This window comes from Maribacter sp. 4U21 (assembly GCF_002742365.1).
In the GTDB taxonomy this organism is placed as follows: domain Bacteria; phylum Bacteroidota; class Bacteroidia; order Flavobacteriales; family Flavobacteriaceae; genus Maribacter.
Genome location: NZ_MDGN01000054.1, coordinates 103,457 through 118,724, shown reverse-complemented (window position 1 = coordinate 118,724; position 15,268 = coordinate 103,457). Strand labels below are relative to the sequence as shown.

Below are 15,268 nucleotides of genomic sequence, written 5' to 3'. Positions count from 1 at the left end.
GGATTTAAGCGTATTCGTTAAGTATACCAATAAGGGTATTGGCGTCTTGCTCTCCGCTTTGTCGCCAGACCATTTCCCCCTTTTTGTATATCATAAGTGTAGGAAGTCCTTTAACGCGAAGTGCCTGCGAGAGCTCTTTATTCTTATCTACATCAATTTTAATCACCTTGCCCTTATCACCAAGAGCAGCGGCAACATCTCTTAGTACGGCGTGCATTGAAGTAGACTGTTCGTTCCATTCCGCGTAAAAATCCAACAGCACAGGAACATTTAAATCTATAAGTTCACCAAATTTAGACATATAATCGGCTTTTCTTTATTCGCCAAATGTAGTAAAAATTGTTAAAATACTAGTCTTAACAGCTTATTTGTAGCCTGTAGGCCGGGTTAAAATCATGTTAAGGCTTTCTTTTTTAATGTAATGACCGTTATTTCTGGCCAAATACCTACTCTACCCGGATAACCTAAGAAGCCGAAACCTCTATTAACATTGATAAATTGACCTAATTCAGTATAAATACCTGCCCAATACTTATAACGCCACTTTACGGGACTCCATTTTATCCATCCTGGTATCTCAATCCCGAATTGCATCCCGTGGGTATGACCGCTAAGTGTCAGATGAAAGTGTTTATCGTCGTGAATTACCTCCTCTTCCCAATGTGAAGGGTCATGACTCATTAAAATCTTAAAATCGTCCTTATCAATCAGAGCGGTAGCCTTTTGAAGGTCACCAGCTTTTTTAAAACCACCTTTACCCCAATTTTCTACTCCAATAAGCGCAATTTTATCCTTACCCTTTCTCAGGTACCTATGTTCGTTTAACAATAGATCAAAACCCATCTCCTTTTGCAAATCCTTCAAATCCTGTAGGTTTTGACTTTTAAGGGCTTCGGTTTCCCATTGAATATAATCTCCGTAATCATGGTTCCCTAAGACTGAAAATTTACCGTCTTTTGCCTCCAGGGTAGCGAACAAGTCCGCCCATGGTATCATTTCCTCGGTCTTATTGTTCACCATATCCCCCGTAAAAAGAATGGCATCGCTCTTTTGCTGATTAATTAAATCTACGGCGTACGCAATCTTTTTTCTATTATCAAAACTACCGCTATGAATATCGGATATCTGGGTAATTTGATACCCGTTGAAATCATCTGGCAGATCATCGAACTCCAAATCATACTTCAGCACCTTAAAATTGTACTTGCCTTTGAACATACCATAGAGTAAAGCCCCGAAAGGTATAGCGGCAATACCTAATGCGATAATACTTAAGAAACGCCTGCGTTGTGGTAAACTGAACTCTTGTGAAGCACCAAAAATCTTTTGATATACTCCTGTTCCTATCCGAAAAATATCTTCCGAGAACAGAAATAAAATGGTAATTATCTTAAAGGTCAACACCGTAAGCAAAAATCCAAAAGCATAACTTTTTGGACCACTGAGCACCCGACCGGCTTCTTCACCTGCCGTAAACTGGTAAATGAAATTAATTAAGACCACCAGTGCTATTGTAATATAAAGATAGTGCCACCATGGTTGCCTAACTACGGTTTTCAGTGCTTGCAGCACATAAACACTAAGTCCAATATAAACAATGACAAAAACGATCCAACGTAGCATAGGTATTTTTTACAAAGATATTTTTTGATAATCGATAAAGAGGCTCTTTTCCGTTTTATTTAACCTTATTCACAACAGCGGCGATAGTTTCCTTACTAGAAACAGCGATTTGGTCGTCTTTTAGAAATGAAGCTGAATTCATTGAAACCATGGGCTGCATATCCAAAGTTTTTTGAAACTGGGCTCCGGAAAGGTGAACCGCCTTAAACCCTTTATCCTTGAAGACCGCTACGTTGTATTCCTTAACCCCGGACCCTGGCATTATTACACAAGATGTGCTATTGGCGTTTAATTTATCCAAAAGCGTTATTCCTTCAATAGCCGATTGCTTTTGTCCCGAAGTCAAGAGATAGTCCACTCCCATTTCCTCTAACTGTTTTAAGACTATGATAGGGTTCTTCACCCAATCAAAAGCTCTGTGAAATGTAAAGTTCATCCCCTCCGAACATTTCACTAATTCCTGAGTCCGTTCGTTATCTAGTGTATGGTCAGCATGTAGCACTCCAGAAACAATCCCTTGGAATCCCAATTCTTTGCACAACAGAATATCGGCCTTCATAATCTCAAACTCTACATTGGAAAAGGTAAAATCACCACTTCTAGGTCGCACCAAGACATGTACGGGTATGGAAATTTTTTCACGAACCGCCCTTAAAAGACCATAGGATGGTGTAATTCCCCCCACTGCCAGTTCCGAACAAAGTTCAATCCTGCCCGCTCCGGCTTCTTGCGCGTTCAAGGCAGATTCTAAAGAATTGGCACAAACTTCTACGAGCATATACTTATATTTAGTCTCCTTAAAAGTAAACAACCCTTAGTATGAAAAGAAGAAACTTTCTTAAAAATTCGCGTGCCGCTACGGCCGGACTCATTTCTACTACCCTTTTAGGTTCTTGCAAAGAAGAAAAGGCGGTGCCGGTACTTAAAAATGAGAACGCAGAAGTTGTTCGACCAATCGTTATCTGCACATGGAATTTTTTAAATGCATCCGCAAAGGCCTGGGAAGTTTTACAAGCAGGAGGAACATCGCTAGACGCCGTAGAACAAGGAGTTATGGTAGAAGAAGACGACCGTAACAATCAGACCGTGGGGACCGGAGGCCGACCGGATAGGGACGGCAATGTAACCCTTGATGCCTGTATTATGGACAAAGATGGGAATTGTGGAGCGGTACTGGCTATGCAGAACATTGCCAATCCTATTTCCGTAGCCCGTAAAGTAATGGAAGATACACCACATGTGATGTTAGCCGGAAAAGGAGCAGAACAATTTGCCTATGAAAAGGGATTCCCCAAAGCAGATTTACTTACAGAAAAATCAAAACAGGAATGGTTAGAATGGAAAAAGACCTCCGAATACAAACCCATCATCAATATTGAAAACCACGATACCATTGGCATATTGGCCATAGATAAGAACGGTGATATTTCTGGCGGATGTACTACTAGTGGCATGGCCTATAAAATGGCAGGACGGGTTGGAGATTCTCCCATAATCGGAGCAGGTCTCTTTGTAGACAATGAAATTGGTGGGGCTACAGCGACGGGGGTTGGAGAAGAAGTAGTACGTACCGTAGGAAGCTTTCTTATAGTAGAGTTGATGCGTCAGGGGAAAACTCCACAAGAAGCATGCGAGGAAGGCGTTAAGCGTATAATGGCTAAGAACGAAGGTCGGGACGATTTTCAAATCGGATTTATCGCTATCAATAAAAATGGAGAGATCGGCGGGTATTGTATTCAACCAGGATTTAGTTACAGGACCTATTCGGAAGAGGGTCACAGAAACAATCCTTCCAAATCGTTTTTATCCTAGGATTCAAATCAAACTTTGTACTTTTAACCCCCACTTTAATTTCAAATAATGGCCGATCAAAAAAGACTCTTTTTACTAGATGCATACGCATTAATTTTCCGTGGATATTATGCCCTGATCAAAAACCCTAGAATTAATTCCAAGGGTATGGATACCTCTGCCATAATGGGGTTTATGAATTCACTTTTTGATGTTATCAAGCGAGAAAAGCCAGACCACCTCGCCGTTTGCTTTGATAAAGGAGGTAGCTCAGAACGCACGGAACTATTTCCAGACTACAAGGCGAATCGTGACGAAACGCCAGATGCTATTAGAATTGCCATACCGTACATTCAGGATATTCTTAAAGCCATGCACATTCCCTCCGTGGTTTTAGAAGGCTGGGAGGCAGATGACATTATTGGAACATTGGCCAAACAAGCAGAAAAAGAGGATTATAAGGTATTTATGGTTACACCTGATAAGGATTTTGGCCAGCTAGTATCCGAGAACATTTTTATGTACCGCCCGGCAAGAATGGGCAATGGTATCGAAATTTGGGGAATTCCGGAAATCCAGAAACGTTTTGGTGTAGAACGGCCAGAACAGGTTATAGACTATTTGGGTATGATGGGCGATGCTAGTGACAATATACCAGGATTACCGGGAGTAGGTGATAAAACCGCTAAAAAATTCATTGAAGAATTCGGGTCTATGGAAGGCCTGTTGGCCAATACCGATAAACTTAAGGGCAAAATGAAGGAGAAGGTAGAAGCAAATAAAGAACTTGGCTTGCTGTCTAAAAAATTGGCTACTATATGTATAGATTGTGATGTTAGCTTTAACGCCGAGAACTATGAAATGTCCGTTCCGGATAATGAAAAAGTTCAGGAAATATTTGAAGAATTGGAATTTAGAAGACTCAAGGACCAATTCATTAAAATTTTCTCCGGAGCCTCTGAGGAAATTCCAACACAGGTAACGGGTACAGAAACGGCTAAAAAAGTCAATACAGCTGCGGGCAGTGGACAGTTTTCTCTATTTGGAGGCGATGGTGCCTCCCCCGCGACCATAAAAGATAGTTCCAGCAGGAACACTATTAAGGATATACCACATGCCTATCAAAGTGTTGCCCCTGGTATGGCCATGAAACTATTCCTACAGAATTTAATGAAACAAACATCGGTATGCTTTGATACCGAGACGACCGGTCTAGATCCCTTAACGGCAGAATTGGTGGGTATTGCTTTCTCTTGGGAAGCCACCAAGGGCTTTTATGTACCATTTCCAGAAGACAAAAATGCCGCACAAGCCTTGATTGAAGAACTCCGTCCGTTCTTTGAATCAAAGGAAATTGAGAAGGTAGGTCAAAATCTGAAGTACGATATTAAAGTTCTTGCCAAATACAACATTGCGGTAAAAGGTAGACTTTTTGACACCATGTTGGCGCACTATCTTATAAATCCTGATATGAGACATAATATGGATGTCCTCGCAGAAACTTACCTTAATTATACGCCCGTTTCCATAACGGAACTAATTGGCAAAAAAGGAAAGAACCAGCTAAGTATGCGCGATGTTCCCCTGGAAGATCAGACCGAATATGCAGTAGAAGATGCCGACATTACTTTTCAACTTGCGCAACATTTTAGACCGGAATTAAAATCGGCCAATACGGAAAAACTATTTCAAGATATAGAAATCCCGTTACTTCGGGTCTTAGCGGATATGGAGCTAGAGGGTATTAATTTAGACAAGCAGTTCCTGAACTCCCTTTCTACGGATTTGAATAATGATATCGCCTCTTTGGAAAAGAAGATTTACGCAGATGCGGGAGAGGAATTCAACATCGGTTCCCCTAAACAATTGGGAGAGATACTCTTTAACAAACTAAAATTAGTAGATAAACCAAAAAAGACCAAAACAGGTCAATACTCTACCGCAGAAGATGTTCTTTCTTATTTGGCAAAGGATCATGAAATTATCCAGAACGTTTTGGATTATCGCGGACTATCCAAACTAAAAAGTACCTATGTAGACGCCCTTCCCGAACAAGTGGAACCTACAACGGGTCGTGTGCATACGGACTACATGCAAACCGTAGCGGCCACGGGTCGTTTAAGCAGTAACAATCCCAATTTACAGAATATCCCAATTAGAACAGAGCGCGGACGACAGGTAAGAAAAGCGTTCATCCCAAGAAATGAAGAGCACATACTACTGGCTGCGGATTATTCCCAGATAGAATTACGAATTATAGCGGCATTGAGTGAAGAAACTACAATGATAGAAGCATTTAAGAACGGAGAGGATATCCACGCCTCTACGGCCTCCAAAGTGTTTAATGTGCCCATTGAGGAGGTGACAAGAGAACAGCGAAGCAATGCCAAAACCGTGAACTTTGGCATCATCTATGGTGTTTCTGCATTTGGCCTAAGTAACCAAACCGACTTATCTCGTTCCGAAGCAAAAGAACTTATTGATACCTATTACAAGACCTACCCAAAACTCAGGAACTATATGGGCGAGCAGGTAGATTTTGCCCGTGATAACGGATATGTCCAGACCGTACTTGGAAGACGAAGGTACTTAAAGGACATTAATGGTAGTAATGCCATCGTTCGTGGTGCGGCAGAACGTAATGCCGTGAACGCTCCCATACAGGGAAGCGCCGCAGATATTATTAAAATTGCAATGATCAATATTCATAAAAAATTGGAACAGGGTAATTATACCTCTAAAATGCTATTGCAAGTACATGATGAATTGGTTTTTGACATCTACAAACCCGAATTAGATGAGCTTAAGGTGCTCATAAAAGATGAAATGGAAAATGCTTATAAAATTGCCGTTCCCTTGGACGTAGAAGTAGGATTGGGCGAAAATTGGCTAGAAGCGCATTAAAAAAAGGCATCCATTGGGATGCCTTTTACGATATAAACCAAATTAACTTTAACCCATATTACCAGCCAATCTCGGAAATTGCGCTTTTTTCCTTTTTATCCAATCCTTAAGAAAAGTGAAGGGACTGGTAACCTGCCTAGGAGCTAGATTGAACCAAAGTTTTATTTCAGTTTTCTCATCATTCTTAAGAATAAGTTCATTTTCCATGGTAAAATCGAAATAATCAAAACTAGATACAGCTCTTACCGACCCATCACTAAGCGTGAATTCCGCATTTTTTCTATCAAAGTACACTCTTAATATACTGTAGGTGCCAGGTTGCCACGAAACAATATCCGATGATTTCAAAAAATGACCTGAAGACATTCCTTTAATCTTTACTGAATTTTGACCGGGAAAATCCAATACACGCTGCTCGTTTCCTTTGCCATCTATAACTGCTAACTTAGTAATGTTCAAATCTAGTTCCGAAACCCTGTGACTATGTAATAAGGTATTTTTTAATACTATCTCTTTGAGTTTCTTGTCATGCGCATACCATTGCCTAACTACATCGAAGCCAAATGGTGTCATGGTCCAAATTGGTGGATAAAATCTTGTTTTTTCCATAATACATTGTATTTAATTATACATTGCAAAATTATGTCCCTACAATACCATCAAACAACTACAAAATTATCCACTATATGTTCAATATTAACTTTGTAATCATATAATATAGAAAAAATGGTTAATTTAAGACACTTTACAATATTTCACCTTGCGTAAAATTCCCTCTAATCAGAACAATTTTCATCAACATATTCTAGCACTAGCACAAGTAATTGCCTGAAAGTCAGTTTTCATAACTGTTAAACATTCTTAAAGAATACACTATTGTTAATCCAAATCCGTTGCATATAGACTGTTCTAATTTAATATGTACGAATCAGGTTTAACGATGAAAAAGTATATTGTACTCACTTTGTTCTTATTTCTCTTTGTTGGAACTGGATTAGCCCAATCCAATGAGATTTTGAACGCAGTACGGAGCGAGCAAATAAAAGTCTTTCCAAATCCGGCCACGAGCCTTATAAACGTATTGGGGCTTCAAAATTCAAAAAGTGCAGCGATTGTGGTCTCGGATGTTTACGGTAATGTAGTGTTACAACATAATTGGGAAATAAAGAATAAAGCTTTGAACATTCCTGTTGCCAATTTACAAAAGGGGATCTACGTCATTTTCATTCGGTCTTCCGAACAAAATGTTCAAACAAAGTTTTACAAACAATAACAAAGCAAAAAAGCCCTCTTAAAAAGAAGGCCTTATTTTTATTATCTATTGTAGATTATCTCTTTCTAAAAATAAATTCCCCACTATCGACAAAGTTGGGAATTTCCAAATCAGCAGCATCAACCGTCATTATATCCCCCTGAATACGCACATCCACATTAATAGTATCGCCGTTCATATCCACAATACTTACCACACTTCCATCAAAGGTATAGGTGCTAGACTCCGAATCGGACTCTGTTGGGCAAGGAACATCCAAACCAGTTGCAGTGGCATTCACTTCCACAAAATTAGCTGCGTTACTAGCCTCGGCCGTTAAGTCCTCATTAAACTGCAGGGTTATAATGTAACAATCCTTATCAGTAAGGAAATCTAAAATTTGTTTACCAAATTTTGCGTCATCACTAGCTGTAGTGTTATCTATTACAAGCTCTGTTGCATCCCAAGTACCGATTATAGCGCTTGGTGAAGAGTCCATGCTATCCGAATCCTTATCCGAACTACAAGAGAACAATAGCGATACGAGTGCCATGGAACCACATATTTTCTTTAACATCATTCTTAGTTTTGATTATCAATCACTTAAAACGAAGAATAAACGGGATTATTTCGTCTCCCATCCTTAATTACATGAGAGTAACTAATATTTTCAGAAAATTATATGAAATAAGAAAAGATTTTCCAAAGGCAAAGAAGCTAGAGAGTACCCTATGAAAAACATAATTTACGTTTCATTTTGGATTTTGAATACCCTTGAAACAGAAGTCAAAAAAATCTATAAAATAATAAGAACTAACTATTTGCAATTACACTTAATTAGTGTACATTTGCACCCCGTTTAACGGGATTGATTACATTAATAGTTAAAAATAGCAGTAGTGGATACATTAAGTTATAAAACCATTTCGGCCAACAAAACAAACGTAGACAAGCGTTGGTTATTAGTGGATGCCGAGGGAGAAGCTTTAGGACGTTTGTCTTCTAAAGTCGCTAATTTGTTGAGAGGAAAGCACAAACCAAATTTTACCCCACATGTTGATTGTGGCGATAATGTGGTTATTATTAATGCGGAAAAGGTGACCCTTAGCGGCAACAAATGGACCGACAAGGAATATTTAAGATATACAGGTTACCCAGGTGGACAGCGATCAACGACTGCTAGAGAACTATTAGAAAAAAATCCTGCAAGTATTGTAGAAAGAGCTGTAAAGGGAATGTTGCCTAAGAATAAACTAGGAGCTGAACTTTTTAGAAATCTTAAAGTATACGTTGGTACGGAGCACGGACAAGAAGCACAAAAACCGACTGCGGTTAATTTAAAAGATCTTAAGTAATGGATACAATTCACAAAATCGGAAGAAGAAAAACAGCCGTTGCCAGAATTTATCTTTCTGAAGGAAAAGGAAACATCGTAATAAACAATAAAGATTTAAACGATTATTTCCCAACTGCTACATTACAGTATAAAGTAAAACAGCCTTTTACCCTAACAGGTACAGATGACACTTATGATGTTAAGGTTAATGTATACGGCGGCGGAATCACCGGACAAGCCGAAGCTATTAGACTGGCTATTTCAAGAGCAATCTGTGAAATTGATGCTGAAAACAGAATTACACTTAAACCAGAAGGTCTATTAACCAGAGACCCAAGAATGGTAGAACGTAAGAAATTCGGTCAGAAGAAAGCTCGTAAGAAATTCCAGTTCTCTAAGCGTTAAACAAGAAATTATCAGGTGCTTCTCTCAAGAAGCACCTTTATTATATTTTTAACTAGTTCATTGAAAGTTCCGTTAGAGGAACAATTAAAAATCCTTACATTCTGCTAAGAAAGCAAGGTAAATTAGTTTAGCATCTAAATGTTGAAGGCTTTTCACTTTATATGAAATACCACCTCAGCATTGCTAATTCAAAAGAACGTAAACTAAATTTAAAATGGCGAAAGTCGAAGTAAAACAATTATTAGAAGCAGGTGTGCATTTTGGCCACCTTACCAGAAAGTGGAATCCGAACATGGCTCCTTACATCTACATGGAGCGTAACGGTATACACGTAATCAATCTTTACAAAACTGTTGCAAAAATGGACGAGGCTAACGAAGCCTTGAGCAAAATTGCAGCATCCGGACGTAAGATTCTTTTCGTAGCCACTAAAAAGCAAGCAAAAGACATCGTTGCTGAAAAAGCAGCAAATGTGAACATGCCGTACATCACAGAAAGATGGCCAGGTGGTATGCTTACCAATTTTGTGACCATCAGAAAAGCCGTTAAGAAAATGGCTATGATCGACAGAATGAAAAAAGATGGTACCTTTCTTACACTTTCAAAGAAAGAGCGTTTGCAAGTAGACCGTTTACGTGCCAAACTAGAGAAGAACTTAGGTTCTATCTCCGAGATGACACGTTTACCCGGTGCTTTGTTCATAGTAGATACCATGCGTGAGCACATTGCGGTCAAAGAAGCACAAAAATTGAATATTCCAATTTTTGCCATGGTAGACACCAACTCTGATCCAAGAGATGTAGATTATTTGATTCCTTCCAATGATGACGCATCTAAATCCATAGACATTATCATGACGCAAGTTACCAATGCCGTTGCAGAAGGTCTTGCGGAACGTAAGTCTGAAAAAGGAGAAAAAGAACCTAAGAAAGAGGCCAAAAAGGAAGAGGCTCCCAAAAAGGAGGTAAAGGAAAAATTAGCTCCAACTCCAGAAACTGTTGAAACTGAAGCACCTCCTGTGGTAGCTAAAGCAACAGAGATAAAAGTAGATGTTGAAGCCACTAAAGAGGCCGTAGCAGAAGAAAAAAAGGAAGCTCCTAAGAAAGAAGCCAAGGCGAAATCCGCGAAGGCAGATGACCTAACCAAAATTGAGGGAGTTGGTCCAAAAGCTGCGGAAGCCTTGACCAACGCAGGACTTGAAACTTTTGCCAAAGTTGCAAAAGCTGATGCCGATAAGATGAAAGAAATTTTAACGGAAGCAAGTTCTAGAATGGCTCATTTAGACCCAACCTCTTGGCCTAAGCAAGCTCAAATGGCTGCTGATGGAAAATGGGACGAGTTAAAAGAATGGCAAGATAATGTAAAGGGAGGCGTTGAATAAACGAAACTCTCTTCGCTAAATAGATTTAAGAACAGTCTCCTCATTTAAGAGGAACTAAAAAATACAAGACAATGGCAAAAATTACCGCCGCAGAAGTAAATAAATTAAGAAAAGCTACAGGAGCCGGGATGATGGATTGCAAAAATGCTTTAGTTGAGGCTGAAGGAGATTTTGACAAAGCAATCGAAGTTCTTCGTAAAAAAGGACAGAAAGTGGCAGCCAAAAGAGCCGATAGAGATTCTTCTGAAGGAGCTGCAATAGCTAAAATAAATGCAGATAACACCGCCGGTGTAGCACTAGTTTTAGGATGTGAGACTGATTTTGTGGGTAAGAACGAAAATTTCGTAGCCCTAGCCAACGAACTCGCTGAAATTGCTTTGAACCACGATTCCAAAGAAGCCTTGTTAGCTGCTGATTTTGGAGGCATGACCGTTACCGAGAAATTAATTGAGCAAACCGGCGTTATAGGTGAAAAACTAGAAATTACGGCTTTTGAGAAATTAGAAGCACCTTACGTTGGTTCCTATGTTCATATTAACAAAATAGCAGCACTCGTAGGATTATCGTCCAAAGTTGATAATGCTGAGGTCTTAGTTAAAGATTTAGCTATGCAAGTTGCCTCTATGGGAGCAACGACACTTTCTTATAAAGATTTTGATGCGGCCTTTGTAGCCTCTGAAACAGAAGCAAGGATTGCTGTTATCGAAAAAGACAATGAAGAGTTGGGTCGCTTAGGTAAAACCCTGAAGAATGTACCTCAGTACATTTCAAGAGCGCAATTAACCGACGAGGTCTTGGCTAAGGCAGAAGAAGATGCCAAAGCGCAATTAAAGGCAGAAGGAAAACCAGAACAGATTTGGGATAAAATCCTTCCAGGTAAAATGGAACGTTTCATTTCTGACAATACTACTTTAGATCAAGAACAATGTTTGCTTGACCAAAATTTCATTAAGGATGAGAAGAAAAGTGTTGCAGATTACGTAGCATCATATGGAGATGTACACGTTACCGGATTTAAGCGTGCGACAGTAGGATAATGATAGCATTAGACTAACTCAAACTAAAAACCCTTAAGGTAATTCTTAAGGGTTTTTTATTGGTGATAATTTCCATTATCCTTTAAGCCATGCCCTCCTCAATTCAGTAAAATCTTCTGAAATGCCTTCCACAGGTATAATTTTCGTAACCTCTACGGTAGGCGAACCAACCAATCCCTTAACCTGTAAAACCTCTCCATCACGTAGAATTTCCATCTCGATCTCAGTCTCTGGAGTCCATGCAAAGCTCTGACCTATTATTGGCCTAATTGATTCTAAAGTAATGGTCGTGCCATTAATGGTTTTGATAATATCGCCCCCCTGTATACCCATATCATTGAAAAAGGAATTCAAGCTTATTCCATTTCTTACAAATATGTTGTTTCCATTAGCTGTATCCACATCAATAAACGGAATATCACCATTAAGAAAATAACCCGTTTTTTCTTTTAATCTTGTATTTGCCAAGCCAACCTTTGCGAAGTAGGCCATATAATCGATAGGAGTAGCACCTATCACATGTGTATTGAAGAACTCACGCACTTCTGGGTAGGTTAAATTTACAATTTCGTCTATCAGCACCTCATCATCAAAAGGGACATCCTTTCCATATTTCTTAGATAGCTCCTTCATTAACCACAACACTCCCCTTTGCCCTTTACTTTTCTCACGAATCAGAATATCCAACGCAAAATTGATTAACGCCCCTTTTTCATAGACGTTTGGATAGTTTGATGCAAAAGGCTCTTCCAAAATGCTCTTGCTCATTGCAGTAAAGGACATGGCATCATCATATCCTTTTGAGTTAGCCACTTTACGCATGAGTCGCTCATAAAATTCTTCCTCCGTTATCAAGCCTTGATGAATTTGAAACAAATTTGCGAAGTATTCCGTGGTACCCTCATACATCCATAAGTGCCTAGACATTTCAGGATCATTAAAATCAAAATACTGCACTTCTTTTGAGTGAATACTCAATGGGGTAACTATGTGAAAAAACTCATGGGAAACCACATCTATCATTGCTTGTTCTAAACGTTCTCTGGACATGGATTCTGGTAATACCACTACAGTAGAAGTATGGTGCTCTAAAGCTCCAAAGCCCTGAGCATCATCATCATTTAATTGAGATAGGTATAATAGGATATTATACTCTTTAGTACTATCAATATCTCCCAAAAACTTCTTCTGAGCACTCATCATTTCTTCCATACGTTCCTTAAGGTCGCTAGCTTTATAGGTTTCGTTTGGCGAAAAGACACTTATAGAAACTTTTATATCATTGATTTGAAACGTTTCCTTATTGGGCCTAGCATAAAGTATAGGATTGTCTATGACTTCAAAATAGCGTTGCGCTATAAAACTATCCCAGGAAGGGTCTGGCTTTCTATTTTGCTCCATTGGTAAAGAGGTGGTCGCGATTAATTCCGTTGGCTTATATACCAATATGGTATAAGGCACCTCTTTGTAGTCATTGAAATAACCAATAAACCCATGTAGGTTTAACATAAAATTCTCGCCCTTCAAAATATTCGTTCCAGCAGGGGAAAAAACGGCATCCCCTACTTCATTTTCAGTATCGTAAGTGTCGTTTACCAGATAGGTTATCTTATCCAAATTTTTCCCGTTCTCAATATTCCATGTATTATCATCAAGTCTATTTACCTTCAGCCCATTGCCTTTGTAATCAATGGCCATCAAACCCTCTACGTATTTACCATAATCGTCCGTGCTATAAGTTCCAGGAACCGTTTTTGGTATTTTAAAAGTAACGATATCCGAAATAAAGGCTCCTGGATTTATTTCCACCTTAACCCTGTCCTCGTCTATGTTGATTAAATCCAAAGAAGCAATAATGGGAGTTTTGTCTACTGTGATTAATGACTTATTTGCTCCGCAACCATATAGCAGTCCACAGATAATTATCCAGAGATAAATTTTTTTCATATAAAAGTTTGAATTGAATATTTATACTTACATACACTCATACAACCATGACAAGATTATTAAATATAATCGTCCGCGTCCCATTTATTAGGAAATAATTATGCTTTTTAATGTGAAGCTTTCGCTTCTCTGTCATCAAAATTTTTCAGTATTTTTGCTTTGAAAGAAAAGAAATATGCAATACAAAAGAATACTTTTAAAACTAAGTGGTGAGGCCCTTATGGGGGAAAAACAGTACGGCATAGACTCCAAAAGACTTAGTGAATATGCGGAAGAAATCAAAGAGGTTGTAGATAAAGGTATTCAAGTGGCCATAGTCATCGGTGGTGGAAACATTTTTAGAGGTCTAGCGGGTGCGGCTTCAGGTATGGATCGTGTACAAGGGGATCATATGGGTATGTTGGCCACAGTAATAAACGGTCTAGCTTTGCAAAGTGCCCTTGAGATGCAGAACGTTCAGACTCGTTTGCAATCCGCAATAAAAATAAATGAAGTAGCGGAACCATTTATAAGAAGAAGGGCAATGAGACACTTGGAAAAGGGCAGAGTGGTTATTTTTGGAGGAGGAACCGGTAATCCTTATTTCACTACAGATTCCGCAGCGGTACTGAGAGCCATCGAAATAGAGGCCGATGTTATTTTAAAAGGAACTAGGGTTGACGGTATTTATACTGCAGACCCCGAAAAAGATAAGGACGCCACTAAATTCGATACCATTTCTTTCCAAGACGTGCTCACAAAAGGTCTTAAAGTAATGGATACCACTGCATTTACCTTGAGCCAAGAAAACGAATTGCCAATAGTAGTCTTTGACATGAATAAAAGAGGTAATCTTTTAAAAATCGTTGCAGGGGAAACCATTGGCACCACTGTTAATATTTAAACTTTTGGTATAATTTGTGATTATATGATAGAAACATTTTAATATGAACGAAGAAATACAATTTGTCCTAGATTCTGCAAAAGAAAGTATGGACGCAGCAATAGCACATTTAGAACGTGAGTTCGTAAAAATACGTGCCGGAAAAGCCAGTCCTACAATGCTCTCTTCTATTATGGTAGAATATTATGGCTCCCAAACACCACTGTCACAAGTTGCGAACATAAATACACCCGATGGTAGAACAATTTCGGTACAACCATGGGAAAAGGGCATGTTACAAGAAATAGAAAAAGCCATCATGAATTCCAATTTAGGATTTAATCCAATGAACAATGGTGACATGGTCATAATTAATGTACCACCCTTAACGGAAGAGCGTAGAATTCAATTAACCAAACAGGCCAAGGCAGAAGCGGAACATGCAAAGGTAGGTGTACGCAGTGCCCGACAAGATGCGAATAAAGAAATAAAAGAACTGGATGTATCTGAGGACTTAGAAAAAAATGCTACCGGAGACGTTCAAGACCTAACAGATACTTACGTTAAGAAAATTGACGATTTCCTTGCTGTTAAAGAAGCGGAAATAATGAAGGTATAACAAAATTATATCAAGTTATTATTGAATTAAGCAGCCCAGTAGGCTGCTTTTTCTTTTCAGGCTTGCTATCATTTTAAAGCTCCAATTTAGGAAGCTTACAACACAATAGTT

The 15,268-nt window shown here is 39.0% G+C and carries 15 protein-coding genes; 9 read left to right on the top strand and 6 right to left on the bottom strand.

Annotated features, from left to right (window positions below; genetic code table 11):
* Positions 1-4: 4 nt before the first annotated feature.
* The 3 genes from BFP77_RS11430 to BFP77_RS11420 form a co-directional block, all read right to left on the bottom strand.
* Positions 5-301, bottom strand: a complete 297-nt coding sequence (locus BFP77_RS11430; RefSeq protein WP_099574154.1) for a thioredoxin family protein — start codon at positions 299-301, stop codon at positions 5-7.
* A 92-nt stretch (positions 302-393) separates the two neighbouring features.
* On the bottom strand, positions 394-1,623 hold the full coding sequence (locus BFP77_RS11425; protein WP_099574153.1) for a metallophosphoesterase: 1,230 nt from the start codon (positions 1,621-1,623) through the stop codon (positions 394-396).
* Between the two features lie 55 nt (positions 1,624-1,678).
* On the bottom strand, positions 1,679-2,401 hold the full coding sequence (locus tag BFP77_RS11420) for a copper homeostasis protein CutC (RefSeq protein ID WP_099574152.1): 723 nt from the start codon (positions 2,399-2,401) through the stop codon (positions 1,679-1,681).
* Positions 2,402-2,442: 41 nt separating this feature from the next.
* Between BFP77_RS11420 and BFP77_RS11415 the strand changes: the two genes are divergently transcribed.
* A complete protein-coding gene (locus BFP77_RS11415) occupies positions 2,443-3,435 on the top strand; it encodes an isoaspartyl peptidase/L-asparaginase family protein (RefSeq protein ID WP_099574151.1) in 993 nt (330 codons plus the stop codon).
* A gap of 48 nt (positions 3,436-3,483) precedes the next feature.
* Positions 3,484-6,318 carry a DNA polymerase I gene (gene polA, locus BFP77_RS11410; protein ID WP_099574150.1) on the top strand — a complete coding sequence of 945 codons (2,835 nt, stop codon included), beginning with the start codon at positions 3,484-3,486 and terminating at the stop codon, positions 6,316-6,318.
* A 48-nt stretch (positions 6,319-6,366) separates the two neighbouring features.
* Here the strand turns inward: polA and BFP77_RS11405 are convergent, their stop codons facing one another.
* Positions 6,367-6,927, bottom strand: coding sequence for a hypothetical protein (locus BFP77_RS11405; protein WP_099574149.1), 561 nt, complete (start codon positions 6,925-6,927; stop codon positions 6,367-6,369).
* 331 nt (positions 6,928-7,258) lie between these two features.
* Here BFP77_RS11405 and BFP77_RS11400 point away from each other — a divergent pair, with 331 nt between their 5' ends.
* Positions 7,259-7,591 (top strand): T9SS type A sorting domain-containing protein, encoded by a 333-nt coding sequence (locus BFP77_RS11400; protein WP_180272347.1) that lies wholly within the window; start codon positions 7,259-7,261, stop codon positions 7,589-7,591.
* Between the two features lie 55 nt (positions 7,592-7,646).
* Here the strand turns inward: BFP77_RS11400 and BFP77_RS11395 are convergent, their stop codons facing one another.
* A complete protein-coding gene (locus BFP77_RS11395; protein ID WP_257212953.1) occupies positions 7,647-8,150 on the bottom strand; it encodes a lipocalin family protein in 504 nt (167 codons plus the stop codon).
* Positions 8,151-8,469: 319 nt separating this feature from the next.
* Between BFP77_RS11395 and rplM the strand changes: the two genes are divergently transcribed.
* The 4 genes from rplM to tsf all read left to right on the top strand — a co-directional run bounded on the left by rplM (position 8,470) and on the right by tsf (position 11,729).
* On the top strand, positions 8,470-8,925 hold the full coding sequence (rplM, locus tag BFP77_RS11390) for a 50S ribosomal protein L13 (protein WP_099574147.1): 456 nt from the start codon (positions 8,470-8,472) through the stop codon (positions 8,923-8,925).
* Positions 8,925-9,311 carry a 30S ribosomal protein S9 gene (rpsI, locus tag BFP77_RS11385; protein ID WP_099574146.1) on the top strand — a complete coding sequence of 129 codons (387 nt, stop codon included), beginning with the start codon at positions 8,925-8,927 and terminating at the stop codon, positions 9,309-9,311. The genes rplM and rpsI overlap by 1 nt, the downstream gene beginning before the upstream one ends.
* 214 nt (positions 9,312-9,525) lie before the next feature.
* Complete coding sequence (gene rpsB / locus BFP77_RS11380; RefSeq protein WP_099574145.1) at positions 9,526-10,692, top strand: 30S ribosomal protein S2; 1,167 nt, start codon at positions 9,526-9,528, stop codon at positions 10,690-10,692.
* A gap of 71 nt (positions 10,693-10,763) precedes the next feature.
* A complete protein-coding gene (gene tsf / locus BFP77_RS11375) occupies positions 10,764-11,729 on the top strand; it encodes a translation elongation factor Ts (protein WP_099574144.1) in 966 nt (321 codons plus the stop codon).
* Between the two features lie 75 nt (positions 11,730-11,804).
* On the opposite strand, the gene BFP77_RS11370 is transcribed toward tsf, so the two are convergent.
* Complete coding sequence (locus BFP77_RS11370; protein ID WP_099574143.1) at positions 11,805-13,676, bottom strand: M61 family metallopeptidase; 1,872 nt, start codon at positions 13,674-13,676, stop codon at positions 11,805-11,807.
* 175 nt (positions 13,677-13,851) lie between these two features.
* On the opposite strand from BFP77_RS11370, the gene pyrH reads away from it, so the two are divergent.
* The gene (pyrH, locus tag BFP77_RS11365; protein ID WP_099574142.1) at positions 13,852-14,559 is read left to right on the top strand and encodes a UMP kinase; all 708 of its coding nucleotides are present in this window, start codon (positions 13,852-13,854) and stop codon (positions 14,557-14,559) included.
* 43 nt (positions 14,560-14,602) lie between these two features.
* On the top strand, positions 14,603-15,157 hold the full coding sequence (gene frr / locus BFP77_RS11360) for a ribosome recycling factor (RefSeq protein WP_099574141.1): 555 nt from the start codon (positions 14,603-14,605) through the stop codon (positions 15,155-15,157).
* Positions 15,158-15,268: the final 111 nt, after the last annotated feature.

Bases quoted from the DNA above. Each gene is read 5' to 3' on its own strand.
- BFP77_RS11430 (WP_099574154.1), bottom strand. From the start codon at position 301: ATGTCTAAATTTGGTGAACTTATAGATTTAAATGTTCCTGTGCTGTTG.
- BFP77_RS11425 (WP_099574153.1), bottom strand. From the start codon at position 1,623: ATGCTACGTTGGATCGTTTTTGTCATTGTTTATATTGGACTTAGTGTT.
- BFP77_RS11420 (WP_099574152.1), bottom strand. From the start codon at position 2,401: ATGCTCGTAGAAGTTTGTGCCAATTCTTTAGAATCTGCCTTGAACGCG.
- BFP77_RS11415 (WP_099574151.1), top strand. From the start codon at position 2,443: ATGAAAAGAAGAAACTTTCTTAAAAATTCGCGTGCCGCTACGGCCGGA.
- polA (WP_099574150.1), top strand. From the start codon at position 3,484: ATGGCCGATCAAAAAAGACTCTTTTTACTAGATGCATACGCATTAATT.
- BFP77_RS11405 (WP_099574149.1), bottom strand. From the start codon at position 6,927: ATGGAAAAAACAAGATTTTATCCACCAATTTGGACCATGACACCATTT.
- BFP77_RS11400 (WP_180272347.1), top strand. From the start codon at position 7,259: ATGAAAAAGTATATTGTACTCACTTTGTTCTTATTTCTCTTTGTTGGA.
- BFP77_RS11395 (WP_257212953.1), bottom strand. From the start codon at position 8,150: ATGATGTTAAAGAAAATATGTGGTTCCATGGCACTCGTATCGCTATTG.
- rpsI (WP_099574146.1), top strand. From the start codon at position 8,925: ATGGATACAATTCACAAAATCGGAAGAAGAAAAACAGCCGTTGCCAGA.
- rpsB (WP_099574145.1), top strand. From the start codon at position 9,526: ATGGCGAAAGTCGAAGTAAAACAATTATTAGAAGCAGGTGTGCATTTT.
- tsf (WP_099574144.1), top strand. From the start codon at position 10,764: ATGGCAAAAATTACCGCCGCAGAAGTAAATAAATTAAGAAAAGCTACA.
- BFP77_RS11370 (WP_099574143.1), bottom strand. From the start codon at position 13,676: ATGAAAAAAATTTATCTCTGGATAATTATCTGTGGACTGCTATATGGT.
- pyrH (WP_099574142.1), top strand. From the start codon at position 13,852: ATGCAATACAAAAGAATACTTTTAAAACTAAGTGGTGAGGCCCTTATG.
- frr (WP_099574141.1), top strand. From the start codon at position 14,603: ATGAACGAAGAAATACAATTTGTCCTAGATTCTGCAAAAGAAAGTATG.